At 71.0% G+C, this 21,270-nt stretch carries 21 protein-coding genes and 1 tRNA gene; 16 read left to right on the forward strand and 6 right to left on the reverse strand.

Going from position 1 to position 21,270, the window contains the following annotated elements; translation table 11 throughout:
• Positions 1–7 precede the first annotated feature (7 nt).
• Positions 8–946, forward strand: a complete 939-nt coding sequence (nudC, locus tag ACWDX6_RS17635) for an NAD(+) diphosphatase (protein WP_451485867.1) — start codon at positions 8–10, stop codon at positions 944–946.
• Between the two features lie 79 nt (positions 947–1,025).
• On the opposite strand, the gene ACWDX6_RS17640 is transcribed toward nudC, so the two are convergent.
• Positions 1,026–1,268: a mycoredoxin gene (locus ACWDX6_RS17640; RefSeq protein ID WP_356896058.1), complete on the reverse strand. Its 243-nt coding sequence runs from the start codon at positions 1,266–1,268 to the stop codon at positions 1,026–1,028.
• Between the two features lie 144 nt (positions 1,269–1,412).
• Here ACWDX6_RS17640 and ACWDX6_RS17645 point away from each other — a divergent pair, with 144 nt between their 5' ends.
• The 5 genes from ACWDX6_RS17645 to ACWDX6_RS17665 all read left to right on the forward strand — a co-directional run bounded on the left by ACWDX6_RS17645 (position 1,413) and on the right by ACWDX6_RS17665 (position 5,286).
• Complete coding sequence (locus tag ACWDX6_RS17645) at positions 1,413–3,602, forward strand: ATP-dependent DNA helicase UvrD2 (RefSeq protein WP_451485808.1); 2,190 nt, start codon at positions 1,413–1,415, stop codon at positions 3,600–3,602.
• A gap of 226 nt (positions 3,603–3,828) precedes the next feature.
• Positions 3,829–4,149, forward strand: a complete 321-nt coding sequence (locus tag ACWDX6_RS17650; RefSeq protein WP_451485868.1) for a hypothetical protein — start codon at positions 3,829–3,831, stop codon at positions 4,147–4,149.
• 172 nt (positions 4,150–4,321) lie between these two features.
• Positions 4,322–4,690: a WhiB family transcriptional regulator gene (locus tag ACWDX6_RS17655; protein ID WP_451485809.1), complete on the forward strand. Its 369-nt coding sequence runs from the start codon at positions 4,322–4,324 to the stop codon at positions 4,688–4,690.
• Positions 4,687–5,010, forward strand: a complete 324-nt coding sequence (locus tag ACWDX6_RS17660) for a hypothetical protein (RefSeq protein ID WP_451485810.1) — start codon at positions 4,687–4,689, stop codon at positions 5,008–5,010. Before ACWDX6_RS17655 ends, ACWDX6_RS17660 begins: the two co-directional genes overlap by 4 nt.
• 93 nt (positions 5,011–5,103) lie before the next feature.
• Positions 5,104–5,286: a hypothetical protein gene (locus tag ACWDX6_RS17665; RefSeq protein ID WP_451485811.1), complete on the forward strand. Its 183-nt coding sequence runs from the start codon at positions 5,104–5,106 to the stop codon at positions 5,284–5,286.
• Between the two features lie 11 nt (positions 5,287–5,297).
• On the opposite strand, the gene ACWDX6_RS17670 is transcribed toward ACWDX6_RS17665, so the two are convergent.
• Both ACWDX6_RS17670 and ACWDX6_RS17675 read right to left on the reverse strand, forming a co-directional pair.
• Positions 5,298–6,650 (reverse strand): ABC1 kinase family protein, encoded by a 1,353-nt coding sequence (locus ACWDX6_RS17670; protein ID WP_451485812.1) that lies wholly within the window; start codon positions 6,648–6,650, stop codon positions 5,298–5,300.
• 41 nt (positions 6,651–6,691) lie between these two features.
• Complete coding sequence (locus tag ACWDX6_RS17675) at positions 6,692–7,843, reverse strand: ThiF family adenylyltransferase (RefSeq protein ID WP_451485813.1); 1,152 nt, start codon at positions 7,841–7,843, stop codon at positions 6,692–6,694.
• A gap of 223 nt (positions 7,844–8,066) precedes the next feature.
• On the opposite strand from ACWDX6_RS17675, the gene ACWDX6_RS17680 reads away from it, so the two are divergent.
• From ACWDX6_RS17680 to ACWDX6_RS17695, 4 genes are all read left to right on the forward strand, one after another.
• Positions 8,067–8,642, forward strand: a complete 576-nt coding sequence (locus ACWDX6_RS17680) for a M48 metallopeptidase family protein (RefSeq protein WP_451485814.1) — start codon at positions 8,067–8,069, stop codon at positions 8,640–8,642.
• 106 nt (positions 8,643–8,748) lie between these two features.
• A complete protein-coding gene (locus ACWDX6_RS17685; RefSeq protein WP_451485815.1) occupies positions 8,749–10,398 on the forward strand; it encodes a TerD family protein in 1,650 nt (549 codons plus the stop codon).
• 13 nt (positions 10,399–10,411) lie between these two features.
• Positions 10,412–11,092: an AIM24 family protein gene (locus tag ACWDX6_RS17690; RefSeq protein WP_451485816.1), complete on the forward strand. Its 681-nt coding sequence runs from the start codon at positions 10,412–10,414 to the stop codon at positions 11,090–11,092.
• Positions 11,093–11,111: 19 nt separating this feature from the next.
• Positions 11,112–11,867 carry an AIM24 family protein gene (locus tag ACWDX6_RS17695; protein WP_451485817.1) on the forward strand — a complete coding sequence of 252 codons (756 nt, stop codon included), beginning with the start codon at positions 11,112–11,114 and terminating at the stop codon, positions 11,865–11,867.
• Positions 11,868–11,921: 54 nt separating this feature from the next.
• Here the strand turns inward: ACWDX6_RS17695 and ACWDX6_RS17700 are convergent, their stop codons facing one another.
• Both ACWDX6_RS17700 and ACWDX6_RS17705 read right to left on the reverse strand, forming a co-directional pair.
• Positions 11,922–12,455 (reverse strand): NUDIX hydrolase, encoded by a 534-nt coding sequence (locus ACWDX6_RS17700; protein WP_451485818.1) that lies wholly within the window; start codon positions 12,453–12,455, stop codon positions 11,922–11,924.
• Positions 12,452–13,879, reverse strand: a complete 1,428-nt coding sequence (locus tag ACWDX6_RS17705; protein ID WP_451485819.1) for a zinc-dependent metalloprotease — start codon at positions 13,877–13,879, stop codon at positions 12,452–12,454. The genes ACWDX6_RS17700 and ACWDX6_RS17705 overlap by 4 nt, the downstream gene beginning before the upstream one ends.
• A gap of 194 nt (positions 13,880–14,073) precedes the next feature.
• Here ACWDX6_RS17705 and ACWDX6_RS17710 point away from each other — a divergent pair, with 194 nt between their 5' ends.
• From ACWDX6_RS17710 to ACWDX6_RS17725, 4 genes are all read left to right on the forward strand, one after another.
• Positions 14,074–15,183, forward strand: coding sequence for an SDR family oxidoreductase (locus ACWDX6_RS17710; protein WP_451485820.1), 1,110 nt, complete (start codon positions 14,074–14,076; stop codon positions 15,181–15,183).
• A 79-nt stretch (positions 15,184–15,262) separates the two neighbouring features.
• Positions 15,263–15,724 carry a molybdenum cofactor biosynthesis protein MoaE gene (locus ACWDX6_RS17715; protein ID WP_451485821.1) on the forward strand — a complete coding sequence of 154 codons (462 nt, stop codon included), beginning with the start codon at positions 15,263–15,265 and terminating at the stop codon, positions 15,722–15,724.
• Between the two features lie 193 nt (positions 15,725–15,917).
• Positions 15,918–16,154, forward strand: a complete 237-nt coding sequence (locus ACWDX6_RS17720) for a hypothetical protein (protein WP_451485822.1) — start codon at positions 15,918–15,920, stop codon at positions 16,152–16,154.
• Positions 16,155–16,229: 75 nt separating this feature from the next.
• Positions 16,230–17,318: a YlbL family protein gene (locus tag ACWDX6_RS17725; RefSeq protein ID WP_451485823.1), complete on the forward strand. Its 1,089-nt coding sequence runs from the start codon at positions 16,230–16,232 to the stop codon at positions 17,316–17,318.
• 64 nt (positions 17,319–17,382) lie between these two features.
• On the opposite strand, the gene ACWDX6_RS17730 is transcribed toward ACWDX6_RS17725, so the two are convergent.
• The gene (locus tag ACWDX6_RS17730) at positions 17,383–17,937 is read right to left on the reverse strand and encodes a PPA1309 family protein (RefSeq protein ID WP_451485824.1); all 555 of its coding nucleotides are present in this window, start codon (positions 17,935–17,937) and stop codon (positions 17,383–17,385) included.
• 135 nt (positions 17,938–18,072) lie between these two features.
• Here ACWDX6_RS17730 and ACWDX6_RS17735 point away from each other — a divergent pair, with 135 nt between their 5' ends.
• Entirely contained in the window at positions 18,073–21,072 is a 3,000-nt protein-coding gene (locus ACWDX6_RS17735; protein WP_451485825.1) for a UPF0182 family membrane protein, read from the forward strand.
• A gap of 51 nt (positions 21,073–21,123) precedes the next feature.
• Positions 21,124–21,197, forward strand: a tRNA-Met gene (locus ACWDX6_RS17740).
• The last annotated feature ends 73 nt before the right edge of the window (positions 21,198–21,270 follow it).

The raw sequence follows: 21,270 nt of genomic DNA on the forward strand, positions 1-21,270 counted from the left end.
GAGCAGCATGAACAACGAGACCGTGGACCGTCCGATCGGGCTCACCGCCCCGAGCGGCATCGACCGCGCGGCCCACCACCGCCTCGACGAGGCATGGCTGGCCGCCGCCTGGAGCCACCCCAGGACCCGCGTCTTCGTCGTCTCGGGCGGCCAGGTGCTGATCGACGACACCCCCGAGGGGCGCACCGAGCTCGTCATGACCCCGGCCTTCGAGGCCCCGGTCACCGAGACCCACCGCTACTTCCTGGGCACCGACGCCGAGGGCGTCTCCTACTTCGCGCTCCAGAAGGACTCCCTGCCCGGCCGCATGGACCAGTCCGCCCGCCCGGCCGGTCTGCGCGAGGCCGGTCTGCTGCTCTCACCCCGCGACGCGGGCCTCATGGTGCACGCCGTCGCCCTGGAGAACTGGCAGCGCCTCCACCGCTTCTGCTCCCGCTGCGGCGAGCGCACGGTCATCGCGGCCGCCGGTCACATCCGCCGCTGCCAGGCCTGCGGCGCCGAGCACTACCCGCGCACCGACCCCGCCGTGATCATGCTGGTCACGGACGAGCAGGACCGCGCGCTCCTCGGCCGCCAGGTCCACTGGCCCGAGGGCCGCTTCTCGACCCTCGCGGGCTTCGTCGAGCCCGGCGAGTCCATCGAGCAGTCGGTGGCGCGCGAGGTCTTCGAGGAGGCCGGCGTGACGGTCGGCGAGGTCGAGTACATCGCCAGCCAGCCGTGGCCCTTCCCGTCCAGCCTGATGCTGGGCTTCTTCGCGCGCGCCACCTCCTCGGAGATCACCGTGGACGGCGAGGAGATCCAGGAGGCCCGCTGGTTCTCCCGCGAGGACCTGACCGCCGCCTTCGAGTCGGGCGAGGTCCTGCCTCCGTACGGCATCTCGATCGCGTCGCGGCTCATCGAGCTCTGGTACGGCAAGCCGCTGCCGAAGCCCGGCGACGTGGTCTGACCGGCTCCCATGGCCGAAAGAAGCCCCCTGCCGGCAGTGCCGGAGGGGGCTCTTCCACGCGGTCGCGCAGCCGGTCGGCTCAGACGCCGACCTTCTGCTTGACCTGAGCGAGCGACGGGTTCGTCAGCGTCGTGCCGTCCGGGAACAGGACGGTCGGCACCGTCTGGTTGCCCCCGTTGGCCTTCTCCACGAACGCGGCCGATTCCGGGTCCTGCTCGATGTTGATCTCCGTGTACGCGATGCCTTCGCGGTCCATCTGGCTCTTCAGCCGACGGCAGTAGCCGCACCACGTGGTGCTGTACATCGTCACAGTGCCCTGCATGGCCTGGCGCTCCTCTGTTCGCGGGTGGGTCCGAGGAGAGGAACGTACGCGCCCCCTCGCCCATTCCCGCATTCGTACGACCGGTGGCCTCCGCCTGTGGACAACCCGCCGCACCCACCCCACAGAACCTGGCAGCATGGCGGGGTGACAGCAGCAACGCACTCCTCTCTCTTCCCGCGGGTCCCCGAGTCGGCCGACGCGGTGCTCGACGGGCTCGACCCCGAGCAGCGCGAGGTCGCCCTCGCCCTGCACGGCCCGGTGTGCGTGCTGGCGGGAGCCGGCACGGGCAAGACGCGGGCCATCACGCACCGCATCGCCTACGGCGTGCGGGCGGGGATACTCCAGCCCGGCAGTGTGCTGGCCGTCACGTTCACCAACCGGGCCGCCGGCGAGATGCGCGGCCGCCTGCGCGAGCTCGGCGCGGGCGGCGTCCAGGCCCGCACGTTCCACTCCGCCGCGTTGCGCCAGCTCCAGTACTTCTGGCCGAAAGTCGTCGGTGGTGATCTTCCCCGGCTCCTGGAGCGCAAGATCCAGCTCGTCGCCGAGGCCGCCGCCCGCTGCCGTGTCCGGCTCGACCGCAACGAGCTGCGCGATGTCACGGGCGAGATCGAGTGGGCCAAGGTCACGCAGACCGTCCCCGCCGACTATCCGGCGGCCGTCGCCAAGTCGGTCCGCGACGCACCCCGGGACCCGGCCGAGATCGGCCAGATCTACGCCATGTACGAGCAGCTCAAGCGCGACCGCTCGGTGATCGACTTCGAGGACGTGCTGCTGCTCACCGTCGGCATCCTCCAGGACCGCCACGACATCGCCGACCAGATCCGCAGCCAGTACCAGCACTTCGTCGTGGACGAGTACCAGGACGTCTCCCCGCTCCAGCAGCGGCTGCTCGACCTCTGGCTCGGCGACCGCGACAGCCTCTGTGTCGTCGGCGACGCCAGCCAGACCATCTACTCCTTCACCGGCGCCACCCCCGACCACCTGCTGAACTTCCGCACCCGGCACCCGAACGCCACCGTGGTGAAGCTGGTCCGCGACTACCGCTCCACCCCTCAGGTGGTCCACCTCGCCAACGGACTGCTCAGCCAGGCCCGCGGCCGCGCCGCCGAGCACCGCCTGGAGCTGATCTCCCAGCGCGACCCCGGCCCCGAGCCCGCCTACACGGAGTACGCCGACGAGCCCGCGGAGGCGGAGGGCACCGCCCGCCGTATCCGCGACCTGATCGCCGCGGGCGTCCCGGCCGGCGAGATCGCCGTGCTGTACCGCATCAACGCCCAGTCGGAGGTCTACGAACAGGCCCTCGCCGACGCCGGAGTGCCCTACCAGTTGCGTGGCGCCGAGCGCTTCTTCGACCGGGAGGAGGTGCGCAAGGCGGGCATCGCCCTGCGCGGCGCCGCCCGCGCCGGGGGCAACGACTCCCTTCTCGACGACGCCGAGGACCTGCCCTCCCAGGTCCGCGCCGTGCTCTCCAGCAACGGCTGGACCACCGAGCCGCCCGCGGGCTCCGGTGCCGTCCGCGACCGCTGGGAATCGCTCGCCGCCCTGGTCCGCCTCGCCGAGGACTTCGCCCGCGCCAAGCCCGGCGCCACCCTCTCCGACCTGGTCGCCGAGCTCGACGAGCGGGCCGCCGCCCAGCACGCCCCCACCGTCCAGGGCGTCACCCTCGCCTCCCTGCACGCCGCCAAGGGCCTGGAGTGGGACGCCGTCTTCCTGGTCGGCCTCACCGAGGGCATGATGCCGATCACGTACGCCAAGACCGACGAGCAGATCGAGGAGGAGCGCCGGCTCCTGTACGTCGGGGTCACCCGCGCCCGGCTCCACCTCTCGCTGTCCTGGGCGCTCTCCCGTTCCCCGGGCGGCCGCGCCTCCCGGCGCCCCACCCGCTTCCTCAAGGGGCTGCGACCCGGCTCCGGCCCCCTCGGGGCCGGAGGCGCGGGCGGCGGCGGCTCCGTCGAACGGGGGAGCGGCGGCGGTCGGCGCAAGCGCCGGGGCCCGGTGCAGTGCCGGGTCTGCGGTGCCACGCTCACCGAGGCCGGCGAGATGAAGCTGATGCGCTGCGAGGACTGCCCCTCCGACATGGACGAGGCCCTGTACGAGCGGCTGCGCGAGTGGCGCTCCGACCAGGCCAAGCAGCTCGGGCAGCCCGCGTACTGCGTCTTCACCGACAAGACGCTGATGGCGATCGCCGAGTGCGTCCCCGCCACCGACGGCGAGCTGGCCTCGATCTCGGGGGTCGGCGCGCGCAAGCTGGACCGGTTCGGTGCCGATGTCCTGGCCCTCTGCGCGGGCGAAGAGCCAGGTGAGAGGCCGGGAGGAGACGACGAGGAGCAGTGACGAAAACTCGTCGGAAAAATAGTTTGCGCCCGCCCCGTCAAGCCCCATAGGTTCTTAACCACGGAAACAGCGGCTTCTTCGAAGCCCTGTCTTCGTGCTGTACTTATCCGAATACACGAGGGCCCGGTTCACCCCGAGCGCTCCGAGACGCCGAGAGGAGGCGATTCCAGTGATCAGCATCAACCGCAACATCAGCGGCAACGTCAGCTTCGTCAGCACCGACAAAATGATCGATCGCTCGGTCGTCTCCGCATGCTCGCTCGGCCTCTCCGGTTCGGCGTTCATGGGCAGCGGTCTCCCGGGCACCGGTCTGTCCGGTGCCGGCGTGGCCGGCGCCCCGGCCCTCCGGCCGGCGGCCGCCCTGACGGGTCTTCCCGTCATGGAGCGCATCGAGCGACCGACCGAGGCACTGGAAGCAGGAGTAGCAGCCGCCCAGGCGAAGGCCTATGGCTTTGCGGCGACCGGTGCCGAAACCAAGCAGCAGACGACGCAGCACCACACGATGTGGGCCTTCCGTGGGCTCGAACCCTGGAGTGATCCAGCCTGATCCTCGATCAGGCCGGCGCCTTCAGGGCCGCGGAACCCCACCCGGGATCCGCGGCCCTTCTGTTTGTCCCCGAACGGGGATGACGGAGCGAAGGGGCCTCGGGACAGCAAGACCCGGTACCAGCCGAAACCCCGGCCAACAGGCCGGAACAACAGACGAGGAAAAAACAACCGTGCAACTCGAAGCGCACGCCCCGTCCGTACCGCCTTCCGAAACGATCCCCCCGCCCGGCCTCACGGAGGACTCCACCTTGACCCCCCTCACCGCGCTCTCCGCGCTCGACGACGCCATCGAGAACCTCGGCGTACCCGTCCCCTGCCGCTCGTACGACCCGGAGGTCTTCTTCGCCGAGTCCCCGGCCGACGTCGAGTACGCCAAGTCCCTCTGCCGCACCTGCCCGCTGATGGAGGCCTGCCTCGCCGGCGCGAAGGAGCGGCGTGAGCCGTGGGGCGTCTGGGGTGGAGAGCTCTTCGTCCAGGGTGTGGTCGTCGCCCGCAAGCGGCCGCGTGGCCGCCCGCGCAAGAACCCGGTCGCCGCATGAACGTCACCGGAACCATCGACCGACCCCTCACGCACGATCCCCAGAAGCAGGCCCCGATGACCTCTTCCACGAGCGAGCCGTCCGGCTCCGCCACCCCAGACGTTTCCACCACCGGCGCGAACGCCTCGCGTCAGAACAGGACCCGTGAGATGCAACTCATCCCAGAAGCCCTGGCTCGTGCTCATATGCACGACCTCATGCGCGAAGCCGAGGCGGAACGCCAGGCCCTGCGCCTGGTCGCCGCTCGGCGGATGCAGCGGCGAGCCGAGCGCGTCTCGCTGCGCGCCCGGCGCGCGCTGGCCATGGCCGTCATGCACTGACCAGAAGAACCCTCGCGGGGGCCGGTCCGAACGGACCGGCCCCCGCGGTGCGTTGCCCTGCGACCGGCTCCCCGTACGACTATCGTCACCAGCGTGAACGACGCCCCGACTCCCGAGGAGCCCATCGTGTGCGCCCGCTGCGGCAAGACCGCCGAGGAGCCCCCGGTGACCTGGTCCTCCTCCCTGGAGAACGGCGCACGTCGCTACCTCTGCGACAGCTGCGCCCGCGAGAACATCCGGTCCATCGAAGGCCGTCTCGACTCCACCTGGTGGTGACGGCCCGTCACTCACTCCTCCGCGAGGAAGCCGGGCAGCCACTCCTCCAGCTCGTCACGCATCCGGACCGTCGCGTTCAGTTGGCAGAGCACACCGATCGTGCTCAGGGTCACACGGTGAATCAGCAGGTACGACGGCGGCAGATTGAGCTGCTTGCCCAACTGGTGCGCGGGGGACCGCAGATCGGCGATGCGCGCGGCCTGCGCCCTCATCCAGCCCCGGGAGAAGCCGAAGGCGTCCGCCTCCGCGGGCTCGATGATCGGCAGGAGGTACTCGAGCACGGCGTCCGGGTCGAGCTCGATGGACTCCTTCACGAACCCCTCCCCACGGAGCAGTTCGTAGACGCCCTCGGCATCGCCCTCCAGCGCCATCCGCAGACACGCGCCGATCGTCACCGGGAGCCCGCCCGGCAGCCGGTCCACCGTGCCGAAGTCCAGGACCCCGAGCCGCCAGCCCTCCGGACCGGCGTCGTCCTCCCCGTCCGTCCCGCCGGGCAGCAGCCGGAAGTTGCCCGGATGCGGATCCGCGTGGAGCAGCCCCGTGCGAGCCGGCCCCGAGAAGAGGAAGCGGGCCAGGAGCTGCCCGGCCCGGTCGCGCTGCTCCCGCGTGCCGTCCGCGATCACCTCGGACAGCGGGATCCCGTCGATCCACTCCGTCACCAGGACTTGCTCCGACTGGTGCACCACCCCGGGCACGACCACGTCCGGATCGTCGGCGAACTCCTCCGCGTGCTCCTGCTGGGCCCTCGCCTCCAGGCCGTAGTCCAGCTCCTCGGACACCCGGTCGCGCATCTCCGTGATCAACGGCTTGATGTCCATGCCGGGGACCAGCGGGCCCAGCATCCGCGCGAACCGGCTCAGCTGCGCCAGATCGGAGAGCAGCGCCTCGCCCGCCCCCGGATACTGCACCTTCACCGCGACCTCACGGCCGTCGTGCCACACCGCCCGGTGCACCTGCCCGATCGAGGCGGCCGCCGCCGGCTTGTCCTCGAACTCCAGGAACAGCTCCCGCCACTCCTCGCCGAGCCGTTCCTCCAGCACCCCGTGCACCGTCCGGGTCGGCATCGGAGGCGCGGCCTCCTGAAGCTTGGTGAGCGCCGCGCGGTAAGGCCCCGCCACCTCCTCGGGGAGCGCCGACTCGAAGACGGAGAGCGCCTGCCCGAGCTTCATGGCCCCTCCCTTCAGCTCGCCCAGGACCTTGAACAGCTGGTCGGCCGTGCGCTGTTGCAGCTCGCGGGCGACGATCTCCGCGGACTTGCCGCCGATCCGCTTGCCCAGGCCCCACGTGGCCCGTCCGGCGAAGCCCAGGGGCAACGCGGCCAACTTGGCGGTCCGGGTGACCGCCTTCCGGGGAAGATCAGACATGCGCCCCTCCAAATCCCAGACCGCCGTGCCGCGCAGGGCGGTTACCCCGCCATTGTGTCCTGTGGCATCCCGGCCGCCGAGGCGCGCACCCCCTCTCCGTTGCGTACGGCCCCGCAGGGGCACGACGGGTGCGGTCCCCACCGCTCCACGCGCCACTCGAGAAGCGGCAGTGAGACCTCCCATCGCGCCCCCGTGCTCGCCGGCAGCTCGCCGTCCAGGAAGGCCAGCGCGTGGGCGGCGGCCAGCCCCGCCACAGCCGTCGCCAGTGAGAGGTCGCAGGCCGGCAGCGGATGGGGCGCGCCCGAGCGCCACTGCGCCAGCATCCGGGGCCAGACCGGTTCACGGTCCGTCCGTTCTTCCTGTACGCACCGCGCGCATGCCGTGCCGCCCGGCAGCACCAGCGGCCCGACCACACCGGTGGCCTCCAGGACGCCGGCGTAGAGATGAGGAGTGCCGGTGGCGATCCAGTCCTCGGCGGGCAGCGGGTCGGGGACGTAGGCGCCGAGGCCGTCCCGGGGCGCCACCACGACGAGGGAGAGGCCGGGCTCGCTCCCGCTGTCCTCCGGCGCGGGGGCCGCGGCTCGTGTCGCCCGGCCGCCCCGGGCCCAGCTCCGCACGAGCCGGCGGGCCGCCACCGCCCGGCGCTCGCCGACCGCCTCGGCGGACAACCCGGCGGGCGACACCTCCCACGGCTCCACCGACCCGGAGTCCAGTACCTCCACCCGGCCCACTCCGGACGCCGAGAGCAGCGCCGCGACCGCCGCGCCGACCCGGCCCGCGCCCCGGACCTGGACGCGCTGGGCCCGTCGCGCGGCCAACCGCCGTGCCGCCCCGTCCGGCGCCGGATCGACCACGGAGAGCGACGCGAGGTCGGCCCGCAGCGGATCGAGCGCGGGCTCCGTCCGCCCGGGCGCGCCGGGTCTGCCCGGCCGGCTCGCCGAGGCGTCCGCGATCAGCCCGGCGTCCGACAGCCGGGCGAGCAGGGCCTCCAACTGCCCGTCCGGCAAACCGAGCGCCCGGGCCTCCGCCCGCAGCAGCTCCATGCCCCGGGTGCCGTCGAGGAGCCCGAGCAGGCTGCCGGTGGTCGTGTCGAGCGGCCCCACCAGCACCGCGTGCGCGGATGTGGTCCCGAACTGCACGCACTGCAGATTCCGCCAGGCGCGTCGCAGCGCCGGTTTCACCATCGGATGCATATCCGCCCCCGTGATCACGTGCTCCGTGATCCTGCTCGTGATTCTGTTCCGTGATCGTGTTTCGTGATCTCGACGTCAGAATGCCCGCGAGCCGGAGCGGACGCGGAAAGTTGTCCACAGGGCCGGTGTGTCAATCATTCGAATAGGGCACGGTGCGACAGGATCACGGCCGAACCGACCCGAGGCGGGACTTCCCCCGCTGACAGCGGGTAACGTCGGGCGCGTGCCCGCCGACCCACAGCGCAGCGTGACAAGCAAACCGCCCCGCGGCTCGGGGACCAGTGCGGTCGAGGTCCGCAGAAGCTCCCGGCGGAACAGAACCGTCTCCGCCTACCGCGAGGGCGACCGGACCATCGTGCTCATCCCGGCCCGGATGTCCGAGGCCGAGGAGCAGCGCTGGGTGTCGGTCATGCTGGACAAACTCGCCGCGCAGGAGAGCAAGCGCGTCCTGGGCGACGCGGAACTGAACGAGCGCGCCGAGCGGTTGTCGGAGCAGTACTTCGACGGCAGGGCGCGCCCCGCGTCCGTGCGCTGGGTGACCAACCAGAACACCCGCTGGGGCTCCTGCACCCCTTCGGAAGGAAGCATCCGGCTGTCGCACCGGCTGCAGGGCATGCCGGAGTACGTCGTCGACTACGTCCTCGTCCACGAGCTGGCCCATCTCCTCGTGCCCGGTCACGGACCCCGCTTCTGGCGGCTCCTGGAGGCGTATCCGCGCACCGAGCGGGCCCGCGGCTACCTCGAAGGCGTCGTCGCCGCCGAACGCCTGCCGCATCTGCCGACCGCTCGCGAGGAGTGACCGCTCCGAGTCTGTACCGAATGTGTCCCGACATGGCTCAATGTCGGATACAGCCGTTAGCCTGGCGCGACGCATTGACATTCGGGATGGGGGACGGTCGTTACGCATGGCCAGGGAATTCCAACGCGGCCACAAGGCCAAGATCAGTGATCTGACACCGGGGACCGATCTGTACGTGGGCGTGCAGATCGCGGGGCCCGGGTTGACCTTCGACATCAGCTGCTTCGGCCTCGACGCGAACGAGCAGCTCTCGGACGACCGGTACTTCATCTTCTTCAACCAGCCGAAGTCTCCCGAGGAGTCCATCCAGCTCCTCGGCGCGCAGTCCGGCGACACCGAGTCCTTCCGCGTCACGCTCGACCGGCTCCCGGCCAACATCCACAAGCTCTCGTTCACCGCGACGATCGACGGCGCCGGCCAGATGTCGCAGATCGGCCCCGGTCACATCCGCATCGTGGCGGGCGGCGAAGAGGTCGTCCGGTACGCCTTCACGGGCGCGGAGTTCTCCACCGAGCGTGCGGTGATGCTCGGTGACTTCTACCTCAAGGACGTATGGCGGTTCGCCGCGGTCGGCCAGGGCTTCGACGGCGGTCTGGAGGCGCTGCTGAAGAACTTCGGCGGTGAGGTCGCCGAGGAGGAGCCCGCCGCCCCGCAGCCGCAGGGCGCGGCCCCCGGCTTCGCCCCTCCGCCGCAGGCCGCCGCCCCGCCCGCCTTCGGCGCGCCCACGGCACCGTCCGCGCCCCAGGTACCCCAGCCCGCCCCGGCGTTCGGCGCGCCCGCGCCCGCTCCGGCCCCCGTGCCTGCTCCGGCTCCGGTCCAGCCGGTGTACGCCGCCCCCGCGGCGGCGCCGCCCGCCGCCCCGCCGCCCGCACCCTCGCCGTACGGTCAGCCGCACCCGCCGCAGTTCGGACAGGTCCCGGGCCAGCCCGTGCCGCCCGGCGCTCCGGCCCCGTACGGCCAGCCCGCACCCGTCGCTCCCGCCGCGTACGGCCGGCCCGCACCCGGCGCGTACGGTCAGCCCGCCTTCGGCCAGCAGCCGCCCATGGGCATGCCCCCGGCCGGCATGGGCGTCCCCCAAGGGGCCCCGGCCGCCGGTGCCGGACTCGCCGCCGCGCTCCAGCCGTACAAGGAGACGGCCACCGGCGCGCGGTGGACCCCGCAGAACCAGCAGCTGATGCGGGTCGACCTGGGCATGGGCGGCGTGCCCGTCCTCGCCCGGCAGGGCAGCATGGTCATGTACCAGGGCAAGGTCGAGTTCAGCCACAAGGGAGCCGGTTTCACCGGCCGGATCGTCGGCAACGCCACCGGCCAGGAGATGCAGCTGATGCGCTGCACCGGGCGCGGCCAGGTCTTCCTCGCCGAGGAAGGCGCCCATCTGCACCCGATCGAGCTCCAGGGCGACGGCATCTGCGTCTCCGCGGAGAACGTCCTCGCGTTCGACGAGTCGCTGCAGTACGAGGTCCGCCGGATCGAGGGCCACGGCATTCCCGGCGGCGCCCTGTTCACCATGCAGTTCCAGGGCACCGGCACGGTCGTCGTGAAGACCCACGGCATCCCGGTGGTGTTGCCCGTCACGCCGACCACCTTCGCCGACTGCAACGCCGTCGTCGCCTGGTCGTCCGCGTCGCAGGTGATCCTCTCCAGCCAGGTCCGGCTGCGCCGCAACGCGTACCCGGGTCACAGCGGGGAGACCGTGAACCTCCAGTTCCGGGGTGCCCCCGGCAACTTCATCGTCGTCCAGCCGTACGAGGTCTGAGGGAGCCCGAAGAATGAACCAGCAACTCGCGGGCTTCGCCCCGACCCCGATGGCGGCCCGGATGGAGAACCACGGCCGCACCATGCTCAAGGTCGCCATGGGCTCCGGCCAGGACCTGTACGCCCGCACCGGCTCGATGGTCGCCTACGAGGGCTTCATCACCTACGAGCCCAACCCGCCCGCCGTCCGCCAGGTCGCGCAGCAGTGGGCGACCGGCGAGGGCGCGCCCATCATGAAGTGCTCCGGCGACGGACTGCTCTACCTCGCCGACTACGGCGCGGACGTCGTCGTGATCAACCTTCAGAACGACTCGCTCTCCGTCAACGGCACCAACGTCCTCGCCTTCGACGCCCACCTTCAGTGGAGCGTGGAGAAGGTCAAGGGACTGGCCAAGTTCGCCGGACAGGGCCTGTTCAACGTCGAGATCGCCGGAACCGGCTGGGTCGCCCTGACCTCGCGCGGCACCCCGATCGTCGTCGACTGCGGCCGCGGCGAGGACGAGACGTACGTCGACCCCGACGCGCTCGTCGCCTGGTCGCCCGCGCTCAAGGTCAAGGGCAAGCGCAGCTTCAAGGCCTCCTCCCTCATCGGGCGGGGCAGCGGCGAGGCATTCCAGATGGCCTTCTCCGGCCAGGGCATCGTCGTCGTACAGCCGAGCGAGGACAGCACCGACCGCCTGCGGATCCGGGGCTGAGGGGGAGCGAGAACACACCATGCAGAGCCCGCTTTTCAACTACGCCGAGCAGCAGAGCCAGGAACGGTACGTCGTCCAGAACCCGCAGCTGCTGCGGGTCGCCCTCAACGGCCAGGACGACATCCTCGCCCGCAAGGGCGCCATGGTCGCCTACCAGGGGCTCGTCGACTTCGACGGCGAGTACCAGACCCCCACCCAGCGCCGAGCCCACGCCAGGACCGGTGAGGGCCTCGACCTGATGCGCTGCTCCGGTCAGGGCACGGTCTACTTCGCCAACCTCGCCCAGTACATCCACGTCGTGGAGGTCGAGCAGGAGGGCATGACCGTCGACAGCGCCTATGTGCTGGCCCTGGACTCGACCCTGCACACCGAGGTCATCGCCGTGGACAGCCAGTACGGCATCTCCGGCTCGGGCAAGTACCAGCTCAACATCTCCGGGCGCGGCAAGGTCGCCCTGATGACCTCCGGTCAGCCGCTGATGATGCAGATCACACCCGAGAAGTACGTCAACGTCGACGCGGACGCGATCGTCGCCTGGTCCACCGGGCTGCGGGTGCAGATGCAGGCGCAGACGACGAACTCCAACGTCCGCCGCCGCCGCGGCAACACGGGCGAGGGCTGGGAACTCAGCTTCCTCGGCCAGGGATACGCCCTGGTCCAGCCCAGCGAGGTCATGCCGCCGCAGAACGCCGCCATCGGACAGGGCCTCGCGGCCCAGTTCGGCGCCGGGCAGCACGGCGCCCACGCGCAGAACCAGAACAACGCCTGGAACTGAGGCAGTGCAATGGGTGAGGGGCGGTCACCCTGGTGACCGCCCCTCACCGCTGCCCTACGAGAGTCTGGCGCGGGTCCGCTCCGTCAGCCGGACCACCGACTCGTCGGCCACGCCCGCCACCTCGTCGTAGGCGTACCAGCGCAGGTCCAGCGACTCGTCGCTGATCGCCTCCACCGCGTCGGCCGGAGCCAGCGCCGCGTACTGCACGTCCATGTGCCAGTGGCAGGGTGCCGGGATCGGATGCCGGTCCAGACGCACCGGACCGCCCGGGAGCAGCGTCAGACCGGCGATCCCCGACTCCTCGGTCGCCTCGCGCAGCGCCGCCGCCGCGACCGTCGCGTCCCCCGGCTCGCAGTGGCCGCCCATCTGGAGCCACATGCCGAGCTTCCTGTGCAGCGTCAGGAGGACCCGGCCGCGCTCCGGGTCGACGACCAGCGCGCTGGCCGTCAGATGCCCGGCGCCGCACGCCTTCCACATACCGTCCGGATGGGCGTCCAGGTGGTCCAGATAGATCTGGCGCAGCTCTCCCTGGTCGCCGTTCCCTTCGTACGCCTTCAGTACGAGAACGGCGTCGTCGCGCAGACTCACTTGTCGTCGTCGCCCTCGTCGTCGCCGTCACGCCTGTCGGCCGCTTCGCCCAGCATCTTGTCCAGCTCGGAGAAGTCCAGCTGCTCGCGGTGGACGAAGCCGTCGGGGTCGTCCAGGTCGGACGCCGTCGGCAGCATGTCCGGGTGCTCCCACAGGCCGTCGCGGCCGTCGACACCCCGCGCGTCCGTGAGCGAGGCCCACAACCGGGAGGCGTCCCGCAGCCGGCGCGGACGCAGTTCGAGCCCGATCAGCGTGGCGAAGGTCTGCTCGGCGGGGCCACCGCTCGCCCGGCGCCGGCGCAGCGTCTCGCGCAGCGCGTCCGCCGACGTCAGCCGGGGCTTGGCGGCCTCGTGGACCACCGCGTCGACCCAGCCCTCGACCAACGCGAGCGCCGTCTCCAGACGGGCCAGGGCGGCCTTCTGCTCAGGGGTGTCCTCGGGCTGGAACATGCCCTGCTGGAGAGCCTCCTGCAGCTGCTCCGGGTGCGTCGGGTCCAGCTGGCCGACCGCGTCCTCCAGCTTGGAGGTGTCGACCTTGATCCCGCGGGCGTACCCCTCGACCGCGCCGAACAGATGCGACCGCAGCCACGGCACATGGGCGAAGAGCCGCTGGTGGGCCGCCTCGCGCAGCGCCAGATACAGCCGCACCTCGTCCTTCGGCACGCCCAGGTCCTTGCCGAGCGCCTCGATGTTCAGCGGCAGCAGCGCCGCCTTGCCGGCCGGACCCAGCGGCAGACCGACGTCCGTCGACCCGACGACCTCGCCCGCGAGCGCGCCCACGGCCTGACCGATCTGCTGGCCGAACATGGCGCCGCCCATGGAGCGCATCATGCCGATCAGCGGGCCCGCCATGGCCTGCATCTCCTCGGGCAGCACATCGCCCATCGCCGCGCCGACCCGCTCGGCGACCGGGTCCACCAGCTGCTGCCACGCGGGCAGCGTCGCCTCGACCCACTCCGCACGGCTCCACGCGACGGCCGTGCTCGCCCCGGACGGCAGCGACGTCACACCGTCCAGCCACAGGTCGGCCAGGCGCACCGCCTCCTCGACCGAGGCCTTCTCGGCGGGGCCGACACTGGCGTCCTTGGTGCCGTCGGACGTGCCCTGCGCGACCACTTGGCGGGCGATCTGCTTGGCCATGTCCCAGTTGACGGGACCGCCCTCGTAGCTGAGCATCTGGCCGAGCTGCTGGAAGGCCGCGCCCAGGTCATTGGGGTTCAGCGAGCCGAACATCGCCGCGAACGGATTGTCGCCGCCCGGGCCGCCGGGAAGACCGCCGAAGCCGAGAGGATTGGCACCGAACGGGTTGCCGCCGCCCTGGCCACCGGACCCCTGGCCACCTCCGGCGGGGTCCTTCTTCTTGCCCTCGTCGCCGTTCTCCGGCTCCTCCGGCGGAAGGCCGAATCCGAATGGGGTGTCACTCACAGGTTTCCTCGGCTCGTAGGGCCACCGGCTTCCTGCCGGCGGCGACTGCCCGTCTCTCCACACCACCAGCGTAGACATCCGGGCCGGATATGGGCTCGGTGCTCCGCCGGACCGTGGCCTGCGGCAGGATGGACGCCACCTGGTACGTACGCGTCATTCGGGTACGTACTGAAGACAACCGCTGGAGACGCCCGGTGAGTTCCCCAGATCCTCAGGTTCGCGGAGCGCGAAACCACTCAACCCGGTCCGCCGGACGTGGCCCCGTCGTGGCGGTCACCGGTGCCGCCTCCGGGGTCGGTGACCTGCTGACCAGACGTCTGGCCGCGTCCGACGAGATCAAGCGGGTCGTCGCGATCGACGAGCGGCGCGGCGAGGTCCCCGAGGCGCAGTGGCACATCCTCGACGTCCGCGACCCGGCCATCGCCGAGAAGCTGAGGGGCGCCGACGTGGTCGTGCACCTCGCGGTCGACCTCGACCTGGAGTCGGACGCCGCCGCCCGTACCGCCTACAACGTGCGCGGCGCGCAGACCGTCCTCACGGCCGCCGCGGCCGCGGGCGTCCACCGGGTGGTGCTGTGCACCTCCGCCATGGTCTACGGCGCCCTGCCCGACAACGACATCCCGCTCTCCGAGGACGCCGAGCTGCGGGCGACCGCCGAGGCAACCGGCGTCGGCGACATGCTGGAGATCGAGCGGCTCGGCCGCCGCGCGCCCCGCGCCCACCCCGGCCTCAACGTCACGGTCGTCAGGCCCGCCGTCCTGGTCGGCGGTACGGACACGGCGCTGACCCGCTACTTCGAGTCGCCCCGGCTGCTCGTCGTCGCCGGATCCCGCCCCACCTGGCAGTTCTGCCATGTCGAGGACCTGGTCAGCGCGCTGGAGTACGCGGCGCTCGGCAAGGTCGACGGGGAGCTCGCGGTCGGCTGCGACGGCTGGCTGGAACAGGAGGAGGTCGAGGAGCTCTCCGGGATCCGGCGCATGGAGCTGCCCTCCGCCGTCGCCCTGGGCGCCGCCGCCCGGCTCCACCGGATCGGGCTCACCCCGTCCCCTGCCGGGGACCTGGCGTACACCATGCATCCGTGGGTGGTGAGCGTCGGCAGGCTGCACGACGCGGGCTGGCGGCCGAAGTGGACCAACGAGGAGGTGCTCGCCGCGCTCCTGGAGGAGGTCGAGGGCCGGCACACGGTCGCCGGGCGGCGGCTCGGCCGGAAGGACGCGACGGCGGCGGGCGCGGCGGGCGCGACGGTGGCGCTGCTCGGCACGGCGGCACTCGTACGGCAGATGCGGAAGCGGCGGGGCCTGTAGGACCCTCCGAGGGAGGGGCCGGACAGCCGGTCGAAACCGCTATTCCGGGATGTCCGTGCCGTACGGCACCATGGGCACCATGGCACGCACCCCTGACCACCCCGGCGAGCAGGCCGCCGCCGACCCGATCAAGCTGCTCGCGATCCGCGACACCCCGCTCTCGGTCGACGAGGTCTTCCGGGCCGTCGGCGACGACGCGGCCGGGGGCACCACCCTGTTCGTGGGCACCGTGCGCAACCACGACAGCGGCGCGGACGTCGACGCCCTGGGCTATTCCTGCCACCCCACGGCCGAGGCCGAGATGCGCCGGATCGCCGAGAAGGTCGTGGCCGACTACCCGGTCCGCGCCCTCGCCGCCGTGCACCGCGTGGGGGATCTGCGCATCGGCGACCTCGCGGTCGTCGTCGCCGTCTCCTGCCCCCACCGCGGCGAGGCCTTCGAGGCCTGCCGCAAGCTGATCGACGACCTCAAGCACGAGGTCCCGATCTGGAAGCACCAGAAGTTCTCCGACGGCACCGAGGAGTGGGTGGGCGCCTGCTAGGTCCTGCCCTCCTCGGTCCTGTCCGGCCGTCGCACAGGAACGAGCCCCTGGCAAAGCGACGCGCCGACGGCCTGTAGTCGAAGGCCCGATTTGCGTAACCGGCCCCCCGGCGGCAGCGTTGAAGCAGCAGATCGTTAATCTGCTGATCGGCCGTCGGCCGGTCTGCGGTCGCTCATGGGGATGGGAGGTCGGGATGGCAGCGCTCGCCTGGTTGCTGATTCCGCTGTTCGCAGTCGTCGGCGCGGCGATATGGGGAAGCTGGGCCCAGAGGAACAAGACCATCGGGGACGTCGCCGAGCTCGCCGGGTACGCACGGTTCAGGGACGCCATGGAGCGGTCCCGCTCCGCCGCGGAGCGCGAGCTGACCGAGATGGCGTCGACGTCGGCGTCGCCCCCTTCACCCGTACGCAGCAGCCGCGTCTCCGGCTGACCCCCTCCCCGCCGGCCGCCTCGTACGGACCCGCCCCACAGGTGCACTCACAGGCCGGTCCCGTACTGTCGTTCCATGCCACGCCGCACTGCGACGATGCTCGCCTCCACCCTCGTCCTGATCACCCTGCTCTGTGTGGGCGTCTTCGTCCGGGTGCCGTACGCGGAGATGAGTCCGGGCCCCACGGTGAACACCCTCGGCGACGCCCGCGGAGAGCCCGTGCTGCAGATCTCGGGTCATCAGACGTACCCCACCACCGGGCACCTCAACATGACGACGGTCCGCGTCACCAGTGCGGACTACCGGATGAACGTGGTCGAGGCGGTCTACGGCTGGCTGGCCCACGACAACGTCGTGGTGCCCAAGGAGACCCTCTACCCGGACGGCAAGACCGAGGAGGAGTCGAGCCAGGAGAACGCCGAGGAGTTCAGCCAGTCCCAGGAGAGCGCGAAGGTCGCCGCCCTCCGCGAGCGGGGCATCCGGGTGACCACCCGGGTCGTCGTCGCCTCCGTCGTCAAGGACAGCCCCGCGCAGGGGGTGCTGCACGCCGGCGACGTCATCACGTCCGTCGACGGCGTGCCGGTGAAGGAGCCCGGGGACGTCGCCGAGCAGGTGACCAAGCGCAAGCCGGGCGAGAAGGTCGAGTTCACGATCGTCCCCGTCAAGGAGGCGGCCGCGGCCGAGAAGGCGGGGAAGGAGCCGACCGCCACCCGGAAGGCCACCATCACCACCGTGAAGTCGAAGGAGGGCGACCGGGCCATCGTCGGCATCCAGGCCGGCACCGACCACGTCTTCCCGTTCACCATCGACATCAAGCTCGCCGACGTCGGCGGCCCCAGCGCGGGACTGATGTTCGCGCTCGGCATCGTCGACAAGCTCACGCCCGGGAGCCTGACCGGCGGCAAGTTCGTCGCCGGCACCGGCACCATCGACGAGAAGGGCAAGGTCGGCCCGATCGGCGGCATCGACATGAAGCTGGTCGGAGCCCGCAAGGCCGGCGCCCAGTACTTCCTCACCCCGGCCGACAACTGCGAGTCCGCCGCCTCCGACACCCCCGACGGCCTCACCCTGATCAAGGTGAACACCATCGACGACGCCACGGCGTCCCTGGAGAAGCTCCGCAAGGGCGACACCCGGAACCTGCCCAGCTGCTCCAGGAGCTGAGCGGCACTCCACGCGCGCGGGGGCGTCACGGTCGACGACCGGAGCGCCCCCACCCGTACGGGGCTCAGCCCTCGAAGGTCGCCGCCAGCGCGTCCGCGAGTCCGGGCACCAGGTCCGCGCCGGTCAGCACCTCGTTCGGCGAGTCCTTCTCGCGCAGCCGGATCGCCGCCTCGCGCGCTCCGTCGCGCAGCACCGCCACGGTCATCCGGACCTCCTGACGGTCGGGGTGCCGGGCCACCCACTTCGCCAGCCCGGCCTCGTCGAGGCCGTCCGGCACGGACGCCTCGGCCGACGGCGGCAGCATCAGGCGCTCCACGGTCAGCGCGCAGCCGACCACGGCGTCGGGCCAGGCGATCGTGCCGAGGAACTCGTCGAGGGGCTTCCCGGCGGGCAGCTCCTCCTGCTCGATAGGGGTGTACGCGGCGACTTCGCCGGCTTCGAGGCCGAGCTGGGAGGCGAGCCCCGGCTCCTGGGCGCGCAGCTTGGCGGTGTCGACGAGGGCGAAGAGCCGGGCGGGCCGGTCCCAGCCGAGGCCGGAGGCGTACTCGTCGATCTCGAGCACCGCGCGGGTGAGGGGGCTCGCGGCCATGGGGGTACCGGAGGGGGAAACGTTGGACATGGATGACATCCTGCCTCCTCGTGCCCCGAAGACGGGAACTAGGTAAAGCTTCAGTAAGTTGCATCAGTGGGCTCTACGATCGCGGGGCCTGCTTATCGACGCATCAACCTCGAGGGGCGCACGTTGGCTTTCCAGATGCCGGACCGCGGAGGCGGCGGAGGCCCGTCCGGGCCAAGGATCAGAGTCGGCCGGCCGTCCCGGCGGGCCCGCACCCTGCTCATGACACTGGGCGTGCTGGCCGTGCTGGCCATGGCGTTCGTCATGTTCGCCGGGTTCTGGACGGACTGGCTCTGGTACCGCTCCGTCGCGTACTCGTCCGTGTTCACCACCACCCTGTGGACCAAGATCGGCCTGTTCGTGGTCTTCGGTCTGCTCATGAGCCTCGCCGTCGGCCTGAACATCTGGCTGGCGCACCGGCTGCGGCCGCCGCTCAGCGCCATGTCGCTGGAGCAGCAGAGCCTCGACCGGTACCGGATGGGCCTGGCTCCCTACAAGAAGTGGGTGCTCCTCGCGATCGCGGCCCTGGTGGGCCTGATCGCCGGCGCCTCGGCCTCCGGACAGTGGCGGACCTGGCTGCTGTGGGTGAACGGCGTCCCGTTCGGGCAGAAGGACCCGCAGTTCCGGCTGGACGTGTCGTTCTTCGCCTTCGACCTGCCCTGGTACCGCTTCCTGCTCGCCTTCGGCTTCGCCGCGACCGTGCTCTCGCTGGTCGCCGCCGCGCTGACCCACTATCTGTACGGCGGACTGCGCGTCACCAGCCCCGGCGCCCGCGCCACCGCCGCCGCGACCGGCCACCTGTCGGTGCTGCTCGGCGTCTTCGTGTCGCTGAAGGCCGTGGCGTACTGGCTCGACCGGTACGGCCTCGCCGTGAAGTCCAGCGACTTCAAGGCGGCCGGCAACTGGACGGGGCTGCGGTACGTCGACGCCAACGCCTATCTGCCGGCGAAGACGATCCTCTTCTGCATCGCGGCCATCTGCGCCGTGCTGTTCTTCGCGACGCTCTGGCGGCGCACCTGGCAGCTGCCGGTGATCGGCTTCGGCCTGATGGTGCTCTCGGCGATCCTGATCGGCGGCCTGTACCCGGCCATCGTGCAGAAGTTCCAGGTCCAGCCGAACGAGCAGGCCAAGGAAGCGCCGTACATCCAGAAGAACATCGACGCGACGCGCAAGGCGTACGACATCGACCAGACGAAGCCGGAGAACTACTCCGGCAAGTCCACGGTCAAGGACAAGGGCACGCTCCGCTCGGACTCCGAGACGGCGGCGAGCTACCGCGTCCTCGACCCGAACATCGTGTCGCCGACGTTCCAGCAGCTGGAGCAGAAGCGGAAGTACTACCAGTTCCCGACCACGCTCGACATCGACCGCTACAAGGGCAAGGACACCGTCGTCGGCCTGCGTGAGCTGAACATCAAGGGCATCCCGAAGCGGAACTGGATCAACGACCACTTCACGTACACCCACGGCTTCGGCGCCATCATGGCCACGGGCACGCAGACGGACGCCAACGGCTCCCCGATCTTCACCGAGTCCGGGCTGCCGACCACGGGCGAGATCGGCACGTACGAGCAGCGGATCTACTACGGCGAGAAGACGGACCAGTACTCGATCGTCGGCGGCCCGCAGAAGGAGCTGGACTACGAGGAGAACGGCGAGAAGACCACCAGCTACGAAGGCAGGAGCGGGGTCAACCTCTCCAACGCCTTCAACCGCGCCGCCTACGCCGTCGCGTTCAGCGAGCCGCAGATCCTCTACTCGGGAGCCATCGGCGAGGGCTCGCGGATCCTGTACAACCGCACGCCCAAGGAGCGCGTCGAGGCGGTCGCGCCGTGGCTGACCATCGACGGTGACGCCTACCCGGCGGTCGTCGGGGGCCGGATCCAGTGGATCGTCGACGCGTACACGACCACCAACGGATACCCGTACGCGTCCCGCACGACGCTCGGCGAGACCACGGCCGACGCGCTGACGGTCGGCAACCAGCAGCGCGCGGTGGTCGCCCAGCAGAACCAGGTCAACTACATCCGCAACTCGGTGAAGGCCACCGTCGACGCGTACGACGGCTCGGTGACCCTCTACCAGTGGGACAAGGAGGACCCGGTCCTCAAGACCTGGATGAAGGCGTTCCCGGACACCGTGGAGCCGCGTGAGGCGATCAAGCCCGACCTGATGCAGCACCTGCGCTACCCGCAGGACATGTTCAAGGTCCAGCGCGAGCTGCTCACCCGGTACCACGTCACCAACCCGGCGCAGTTCTACAGCGGCTCGGACGCCTGGCAGGTGCCGGACGACCCGACCACCAAGGAGGGCAACGCCGTCCCGCCGTACTACCTGAGCATGAAGATGCCCGGGGAGACGGACCAGCGGTTCTCGCTCACCACGACGTTCACCCCGAACGGGCGGCCCAACCTGGGCGGCTTCATGGCGGTCGACGCCGAGGCGGGCAGCAAGGACTACGGCCGCATAAAGCTGCTGAGGGTGACCTCCGAAGTGCCGGGCCCGGCCCAGGTGCAGAGCAAGCTCAACGGTCTGCCGGAAGTGGCCCAGTTCGTCCGGGACATGAGAGGCGCCGACTCCGACATCCAGTACGGCAACCTCCTCACCGTGCCGCTGGACGGAGGGTTCCTCTACGTCGAGCCGGTGTACGCCCAGGGCCGCAACGCGCTCTACCCGCTGCTGAAGAAGGTCGCGGTGTCGTACGTGGACGCCGATCAGCCGGACGGTGACACCACCAAGGACACCACGGTGTTCGAGAACAACCTCACCGAGGCGCTGAACAAGGTCTTCGGCGTCGAGGGTGTGACGCCGCCCCAGCCGGAGCAGCCGGGAACGACCCCGCCGACGACACCGACCACGAACGACGAGGCGCTGAAGAAGGCCATCGCCGACGCGCAGAAGGCGTACAACGACGGAGAGGCCGCGCTGGCGAAGCAGGACTGGGCGGCCTACGGCAAGGCCCAGGACGCCCTCCAGCAGGCGCTCCAGCGTGCCGCGGAGGCCGGCGCCAAGCTGAAGTCGGAACAGAAGCCGGCCGACCAGAAGCCGGCCGACCAGAAGCCGGCGGACAAGCCGGCGGGTGACGCCCCCAAGCCGGGGACGACACCGTCCAGCAGCGCGAGCCCGCCGAGCGGCTGAGAGGCCTGGTCAGGCACCACCCCGCGTCGTGGTACCTTTGAGGAACAACGACGCGGGGTGGAGCAGCTCGGTAGCTCGCTGGGCTCATAACCCAGAGGTCGCAGGTTCAAATCCTGTCCCCGCTACTGAAGACGAGGGCCCGGATCCATCAGGATCCGGGCCCTCGTCATGTTCCGGGTCGTCCGCCACGCGTCCCGA

Source organism: Streptomyces sp. NPDC003027, assembly GCF_053591435.1.